Origin of the sequence: Megasphaera vaginalis (ex Srinivasan et al. 2021), from assembly GCF_000478965.1 — a bacterium.
Classification (GTDB): domain Bacteria; phylum Bacillota; class Negativicutes; order Veillonellales; family Megasphaeraceae; genus Megasphaera; species Megasphaera vaginalis.
Window position 1 is genome coordinate 99,111 of sequence record NZ_AWXA01000051.1, and the last position, 6,997, is coordinate 106,107.

At 51.3% G+C, this 6,997-nt stretch carries 7 protein-coding genes; 1 reads left to right on the plus strand and 6 read right to left on the minus strand.

The genetic code is table 11. From position 1 onward, the window contains the following. Nucleotides 1–25: 25 nt before the first annotated feature. The 6 genes from gap to HMPREF1250_RS09145 all read right to left on the minus strand — a co-directional run bounded on the left by gap (nt 26) and on the right by HMPREF1250_RS09145 (nt 4,905). Complete coding sequence (gene gap, locus HMPREF1250_RS09120; protein WP_036243155.1) at nt 26–1,054, minus strand: type I glyceraldehyde-3-phosphate dehydrogenase; 1,029 nt, start codon at nt 1,052–1,054, stop codon at nt 26–28. 144 nt (nt 1,055–1,198) lie between these two features. Further along, nucleotides 1,199–1,957, minus strand: a complete 759-nt coding sequence (locus HMPREF1250_RS09125; protein WP_023054356.1) for a YdcF family protein — start codon at nt 1,955–1,957, stop codon at nt 1,199–1,201. A gap of 13 nt (nt 1,958–1,970) precedes the next feature. Next, nucleotides 1,971–2,582 carry a hypothetical protein gene (locus HMPREF1250_RS09130; RefSeq protein WP_023054370.1) on the minus strand — a complete coding sequence of 204 codons (612 nt, stop codon included), beginning with the start codon at nt 2,580–2,582 and terminating at the stop codon, nt 1,971–1,973. A gap of 99 nt (nt 2,583–2,681) precedes the next feature. After that, nucleotides 2,682–3,680 carry a hypothetical protein gene (locus HMPREF1250_RS09135; RefSeq protein ID WP_023054322.1) on the minus strand — a complete coding sequence of 333 codons (999 nt, stop codon included), beginning with the start codon at nt 3,678–3,680 and terminating at the stop codon, nt 2,682–2,684. 37 nt (nt 3,681–3,717) lie between these two features. After that, entirely contained in the window at nt 3,718–3,993 is a 276-nt protein-coding gene (locus tag HMPREF1250_RS09140; protein WP_023054303.1) for a glutaredoxin family protein, read from the minus strand. A gap of 39 nt (nt 3,994–4,032) precedes the next feature. After that, a complete protein-coding gene (locus HMPREF1250_RS09145) occupies nt 4,033–4,905 on the minus strand; it encodes a DMT family transporter (protein WP_023054325.1) in 873 nt (290 codons plus the stop codon). 745 nt (nt 4,906–5,650) lie between these two features. Here HMPREF1250_RS09145 and potE point away from each other — a divergent pair. Beyond that, on the plus strand, nt 5,651–6,988 hold the full coding sequence (gene potE / locus HMPREF1250_RS09150; RefSeq protein ID WP_023054342.1) for a putrescine-ornithine antiporter: 1,338 nt from the start codon (nt 5,651–5,653) through the stop codon (nt 6,986–6,988). The last annotated feature ends 9 nt before the right edge of the window (nt 6,989–6,997 follow it).

Sequence of the window (6,997 nt, forward strand, 5' to 3'; positions counted from 1 at the left end):
CACCGCTGCCAACGTGCCGGCAACATCAGCGACGGCTGTTATAATCGTTCATTTTGGCGATCAAATCGCAAACTTTATTGGAATAACCGATTTCATTATCATACCAAGAAATAACTTTAACAAAGGTATCGGTTAAAGAAATCCCGGCCTTAGCATCAAAAACGGAAGTCAGTGTCGTACCGAGGAAGTCGGAAGAAACAACGTCATCTTCCGTATATCCCAGAACGCCTTTCAATTCGCCTGCCGACGCCTGCCGCATGGCCCGGCAGATATCTTCATACGTCGCCGGCTTAATCAGATTCGCCGTCAAATCGACGACCGATACATCCAGAGTCGGCACGCGCATGGCCATCCCCGTCAGCTTTCCGTCCAATGCGGGAATAACCTTGCCGACGGCTTTAGCCGCCCCGGTCGAAGAAGGGATGATGTTGTCCGATGCCGCACGGCCGCCGCGCCAATCTTTCAGAGACGGACCGTCGACAGTCTTCTGCGTCGCCGTCGTCGAATGGACAGTCGTCATCAGGCCGTCCTTAATGCCAAAGGCATCGTTGAGCACTTTGGCAATCGGCGCCAGACAATTCGTCGTGCAGGAAGCATTGGAAACGATCTTCTGCCCCTGATACGTATCCGTGTTGACACCGCAAACGAACATATCCGCTTGTCGGCCGTCTTTTCCTTCCTTAGAAGGAGCGGAAAGCACAACGTATTTCGCGCCGGCTTGCAAATGTTTTTCAGCCAGGTCCAGCGTCAGAAAACGTCCGGTCGATTCGACGACATATTCCGCCCCGACGGCATCCCACTTCAAATCGGCAGGATCCATTTCAGCAGTAACCCGAATGCGTTTGCCGTTAACAATCAATTCACTGCGTTCCATATCGGCTTCGACAGTGCCGTCAAACCGGCCGTGCATCGTGTCGTATTTAAGCATATACGCCATATAGTCGACAGGGCACAAATCATTGATCCCGACAATCTCCATATCATTCCGAGTCTGTGCCGCACGGAAAACAAAACGACCGATACGACCGAACCCGTTAATCCCGACTTTAATCATCATGAAACACTCCTTCATTTATGACCAAACATACACTCAACTGTCATCAAAACTATTTGTTGTGTTTATTATGACATATCGGGATCATTTTTGCAACTGTATGGACGAAATACGTCCCATTTTTTTACGTTTCTTACTTTCTTTTTACTGAAATCCCAGGTAATGCGCCCCCATACCGGCATATTCTTTTACAGCCAATGTCGTATTATACAACCCCTGCACATTGGGAATCAGGGAAAAAGGGGTAATCGTCAGCGGCCGGCTTGCCTGGTAATCGCAAGGATACGGGCGGACGACCGTTTCTTTCTGAGAAAAAAATCCCATTGCCCGCGGCATATGGAAGGCACTCGTAAGCAGAATAATGCTTTTCCAGCCGTGCTCTCTGCACAGCTGCATCGTATACGCCGCATTTTCCGCCGTATTTCTGCTGTTGTCTTCGGTATAAATCATCGTTTCCGGCACGCCGGCCTCTATCAGCACCCGCTTCTCGATAGCGCTTTCGTTCCCGTCTTCAGCAAAAACGACGCCGCCGGATAAGACGATCGGCATCTGCATCTGTCGTTGCAGACGCAATGCCGTCAAAAGCCGATTGGCCGCTATATCGCCGACCTGACCGGAACCGTTCAGGTCGGCAACGCCGCCATACGAACCGCCGCCGAGTACGACGATGGCCTCAGCCTGAAGAGGCACAGCCGGCTGAATATATCGATCCTCCAAAGAGGAAATAAGCATATTTCCGATAGGCTCCAACGAAGACAGATATAAAAAAAAGGTCAGGAGCGCAATGGCGCTGTGACCTTTTTCTTGATTTTTGATTAAACGCGCAGACGCGACGACGAACGCCGCGACAACGAATCCTAAAGGCATGAACCAGGCGTAAAGCCATTTAATAAGATACAGCATCCGTACGCCTCCGTTATCTGTCCCACGGCAGATTGATCAAAATCATACCGCCCTTTTTCGTATAACCGCTGTTCCACAAATCGGGAAAAGAGAACCAGTGATACGTGCCGTATGTCACGGCCTTAACCATAAAAGAATCTTCAAATTCTTCATACCCTGCCAGCCAAAACCAGTGCCAGACATAATTGGTAAAGTTCGGATTATGGTGCTGCAAATTAAGATACGGCACTGCCATGGAACTGTCAATCTGCCTTTTCAACGCTTCGCGCATCGTTTCGAAGGAACAGTCGCTGTTCAGTCCTTTCATGGAAATACGCGTTTCCCCGACGCTCTTCAAATAATTACGGTATCCGTACATCCAGACCTCAAGCGTATTAATTCCCGTCATACGCGGCCGCAAATACGGCTTCATGATCTGGGAGAACCGAATATACTCCGACGCCGTAATCGTATCCTTGGAAAAAGGATATACGTGATCCAACCCGAAACGCCGGGCCAGATAAATGCTGATGTCACAGGCGACAACGGCACCGCAACCGCCGATATTCATCCATCTGTCAGAAAACAGCGACTGGTCGAAACCGTAATAGTTTTCCACTTTAAACAATTCCAATTCTTTCATCATGGCATAACCCCCTTAATGCCTGACCGCAACCGTTCTGCAGCCGCGGAAGACGGCGTTCTCCTGCACCTGAACACGCCGTTTCCGGCATTACCTGCGTGCTCACCTGCCTGCAGCAGCGCTTTCCGCTTCCACCAAGTCCGCCACGTCGGCAACGAACTGCTCTGCCGTCGTTTCCCGGGAAAAAGCGGCGTAAACGTAATCGCCGTCCCGCCAATAAGCGGCATAGGTACCCGTACCGTTTGGCCCTACACGGTATGAACCGACGACGACCTGCTGGCGGCCGATTTTCCTCTTCTGCCAGCAATCGGCCGCCAGTCCGCTGATATCCTTCATTCGAACATCACGATACCGCGCTTTGCGGACAAAAAATTCGTCATTATTCTTAATCGTATAATCCTTATATGCCGCCTGTGCCGTCACGCCGGAAATGACGCTGCAGCCGACAAGTCGGTAATGACTGCCGGCAGGCAGTGTCAGCGGCCGAAAGCCGACGGCGGACGCGACCTCTTCCAGATTGCCGTAAACGACGACAGGATTCGGCACCGCCGGGACATCGCCCTGCGTCTTGCCGATCAAAGCGGAGACAACAGCCTTAAACGTTGCCTCCGTCACCCCTCTCGTCATGACTGCGTAAGCGAAAGTGCGGTCATGCCAAGCAGCGGCATAGCTTTCCGTCAAAGCGTCTGCAGCGACGGATACGACACTGCCGCCGTAAATCTGATACTGCCAGTCAGCCGCGGTAAGACCGCTGATGTTCGGCAACGGTCCTACGTTGCGCAGCGCCTCCTTGCGGACAATGATCTCCTGCACACCGGTCCGATTCGTATAGCTGATCTGCGCCAGTACCCCGGAAATGACCCGATAATCAATTGCCGCAAATTGATCCTCCGCCGGCAGCGCCAACGGCGCAAATCCCAAGGCGTCCCGCAACGCTTCGCTGCCGCCTACGGCTCGGGTTTCCGCCGGCATGGCCGACATACCGGCAAGGCCGGAAGTGACGGCACGTTGTTCCCAGCCGGCAACATCGGCAGCCGTCGTTCCTTGAAGCAAAAGCAATCCGGCAAAGCCTGCCAGGAGATACGTCTTGCCCTTGACCATACAGCCGCACCACCTCTCTGCACGCAATAGCGCTCTTTTAAAGTACACTGTCAAAAACAGCCTTGATCTTTGCCTTCGTTTCGTCGTACATTTCCCCGGGATGCGCTTCATACCGTTTTTCATCGTCAACGAACATATTGGGTACATATGTATAGGGGTGCGCCGGCAACAGGTCGGCATGTTCCGTTTCTTCATACCAGGTCAGATCAATCGATTGATATGCCGCATTTTCCCGCGTCAATTCTTCAACCGCTTTCTTTGCATTGGCACAATAAGGACAACCGTTTAAGTAAAATGCCATAATCGTTTTCATAGGCCAGACTCCTTTCGCAACACAAACAGAAACTATATGTCATGAGCACTTGTCACAAAGAACAGCCGCTCCCAAGACCATGACGGCGCCGATCCCGTTAAGAAGACTCATCGGTTCATGCAGAAGCAGCGCCGACAGCAAGATCGCCGTAATCGGATCGACGTAACTGAACACGGCGATCGTTTGCGCCTTCAACGATTCCATCGTGCTGAAGTAGATGGCGCAGGCAATGCCTGTATGGACAATGATAACGACGGCCAGCAAAACCAACGTCAGTCCCGTCAGTTGGAAAGATGACCAGCCTTGCGTAACCGTCAAATACGGTATCAGCGCAACTGCGGCCACCGCCAACTGAACGATCGTCTTGTCATAGGCGCCGATGTGGTGAATCATTTTGTTGGTCATGATCATCGCCGTGTAAAAGACGGCGGCAGCCAGCCCGCAAACGACGCCGCGCAGTTCGGCGGCTTGGGGAATACCGCTTTCAGGAACGCCGGAAACAAACACCATGCCGATAATCGCAAGCAAAACACAGAACCCCTTCGGCAAACTCATGGTCTCATGCAAGAAAAATACCGAAGCGATAATAAGAAAAACAGGAGACATGTAGTAACAAAGGGTCGCCGTAGCAACTGTCGTATACGTATACGATTCAAAAAGAAAAATCCAGTTAAGTCCCAGAAAGATACCGGAAACGGTCAGCTTTGCCAAATTTCTCCGAATACCGTCGAAATCGGGATGGCGCCTGCAAATCAACAGAAATAACGTCAGAACCAAAGCACCTCCGGCGCCGCGCAGGAAGACCAGCATAACTGAATCGATAGGCAGCAGGCGGCGAAAGATACCGATTGTGCCGAAAATGACCATACTCACCAAAAACAAATATTTGGATACCTTATTTTCTTCCCCCATCTATTGCCCTCTCCCCCTAAACGACGCTCCACCGCTGACAGAAACACCTGTCAACTCCGCAGCAACCGGCGGCGACGGCCGTAACGGATAAGCCGGGCGCTTCCCTCCTGGTGCCGCACCGCCGCACTGCCGCTTCATCGCTGTTCGGGACAGATCGCCGACAGAAGCGCGTCGTTAATTACCTCTGTTGGAGCAATTGTACTCCATCTTCGGGCTGAACGCAATTGACCCCGACAAACTGCCCTCTCTTTTTCCTGCCGCCACGGCCCGAATTGCCGCAAAAGTGCCCGCCATGCCGATGGCGTTCGGCTATTTACCGGTCGCAACCGCGCGCCGTCAAGCATCGGTCTGCCGCTGTCGCCTGCAGAAGTACCGGCTCCTTCGCGAAAGGCCGGCAATCAGGATACCTATAATAACATATTATGCCAACACGCTCTATTTACCTTCCGTTTATATATTCCTATATGTAATATCGGCTACTTGTATCATATCAAAACACCAACGGTAATACGCTTCCCGTTCGGTCCCGCCGGCAGAAAATTTTCAAACTATGCGGTATAAAGCCATTTTTCAGCCATCTGCTTCAACCTCCTACGAAAACGCCGTCTAAATCCGCAGAAACACAAGGTTTCCCCGAATTTTTTTTACAAAAAAAGTATTTGCATTTGAGAAGATAAATGATAGAATAAGTTGATTTTTAAATTTGAAGCAGATTGTATGGCTGCTTATGAAAGAAGGACTGATAATGAAAAATTCACGCCGTAAAATGTCTTTGGTGCAGCTGACGTTCATCACTGCCGCCAATATGTTGGGAGCAGGTATTATCATGTTGCCGACAAAACTTGCCGAAGTAGGGACTATTTCGATCATCTCCTGGCTTATTACAGCCTTCGGTTCGCTTGCGCTGGCCATGACTTTTGCCAGATGCGGCATGTTTTCAACCAAGCCCGGCGGTATGGGCGGTTACACCGAATACGCGTTCGGACGAATAGGACATTTTATGGCAAACTACGCCTATGCAGTTTCAATCGTCATTGCAAATGTAGCTATTGCCATTTCCGCCGTCGGTTACGGCGCCGGTTTCCTCGAAACCGAATTCTCGCCTGTACAGACGTGTCTTTATACAATTGCCTTGCTTTGGACGGCTGCCGCGCTGAACTTCAGCGGTTCCCGTTATTCCGGTAAATTGAGTACCGTAACGATCTGGGGCGCCATCATTCCCGTTCTGGGCATCTCCATCATCGGCTGGTTCTGGTTTGATCCGGCGACCTGGCTCAGTTCGTGGAATCCGAACGGCTTCGGCCTGAGCGACGCCGTCGGCAATTCCATTGCCCTGACATTGTGGTCTTTCCTCGGTCTCGAATCGGCTGCCGTCAACATGGACGCCGTTGAAAACCCGCAGCGTTCCGTACCGATTGCGACCTTTGTCAGCACCCTCGGTGTCGCTGTGATCTACGTCGCTTCGACCAATGCCATTGCCGGCATCCTTCCCAACGGGGACATCCTGGCTTCCAGCGCTCCTTTCGGCTTGGCTTTTTCCGCCATGCTGGGCTCCACGGCAGGTAAAGTCGTCATGGGATTGATGGTTTTCTCCTGTGCCGGCTCGCTCCTTTCCTGGCAGTTTACCTTGGCCCGCGTATTCAAAACCAGCGCTCAACGAGGGCTTTTCCCGAAAATATTCGCCAAGGTTACCAACGCCGATGTGCCGCTAAAAGGCATGTTCCTCATTCTCTGCATGCAGACCTGTCTGGCCTTTATGACGATCAGTCCGACATTGGCGCAGCAGTTCGAATTACTCGCCAATCTTGCCGTCGTTACCAATGTCATCCCGTATATCTTCTGTGCTGCCGCGCTGAAGACGATTTTGGAAAAAGAACATATTGATAACGCCGTATGTAATCGGAATACTTCGTATTTTCTCGCCGGCGCTTCCATTATTTACTGTTTTTATGCGCTGACGACAACAGACGGCATCACCTTTTTCAGCGGTTGTTTCGCGACATTTATCGGCTGGATTATCTACATGGTCCGGTTCAATCTCCTGAAACAAACAATCATTGTCGAGCAGCAGATAATCAAATAACGAAAAAAA

Excerpts from the sequence above, each read along its gene's own strand:
- potE (WP_023054342.1), top strand. The coding sequence starts at position 5,651 with ATGAAAAATTCACGCCGTAAAATGTCTTTGGTGCAGCTGACGTTCATC.
- gap (WP_036243155.1), bottom strand. The coding sequence starts at position 1,054 with ATGATTAAAGTCGGGATTAACGGGTTCGGTCGTATCGGTCGTTTTGTT.
- HMPREF1250_RS09125 (WP_023054356.1), bottom strand. The coding sequence starts at position 1,957 with ATGCTGTATCTTATTAAATGGCTTTACGCCTGGTTCATGCCTTTAGGA.
- HMPREF1250_RS09130 (WP_023054370.1), bottom strand. The coding sequence starts at position 2,582 with ATGATGAAAGAATTGGAATTGTTTAAAGTGGAAAACTATTACGGTTTC.
- HMPREF1250_RS09145 (WP_023054325.1), bottom strand. The coding sequence starts at position 4,905 with ATGGGGGAAGAAAATAAGGTATCCAAATATTTGTTTTTGGTGAGTATG.
- HMPREF1250_RS09140 (WP_023054303.1), bottom strand. The coding sequence starts at position 3,993 with ATGAAAACGATTATGGCATTTTACTTAAACGGTTGTCCTTATTGTGCC.
- HMPREF1250_RS09135 (WP_023054322.1), bottom strand. The coding sequence starts at position 3,680 with ATGGTCAAGGGCAAGACGTATCTCCTGGCAGGCTTTGCCGGATTGCTT.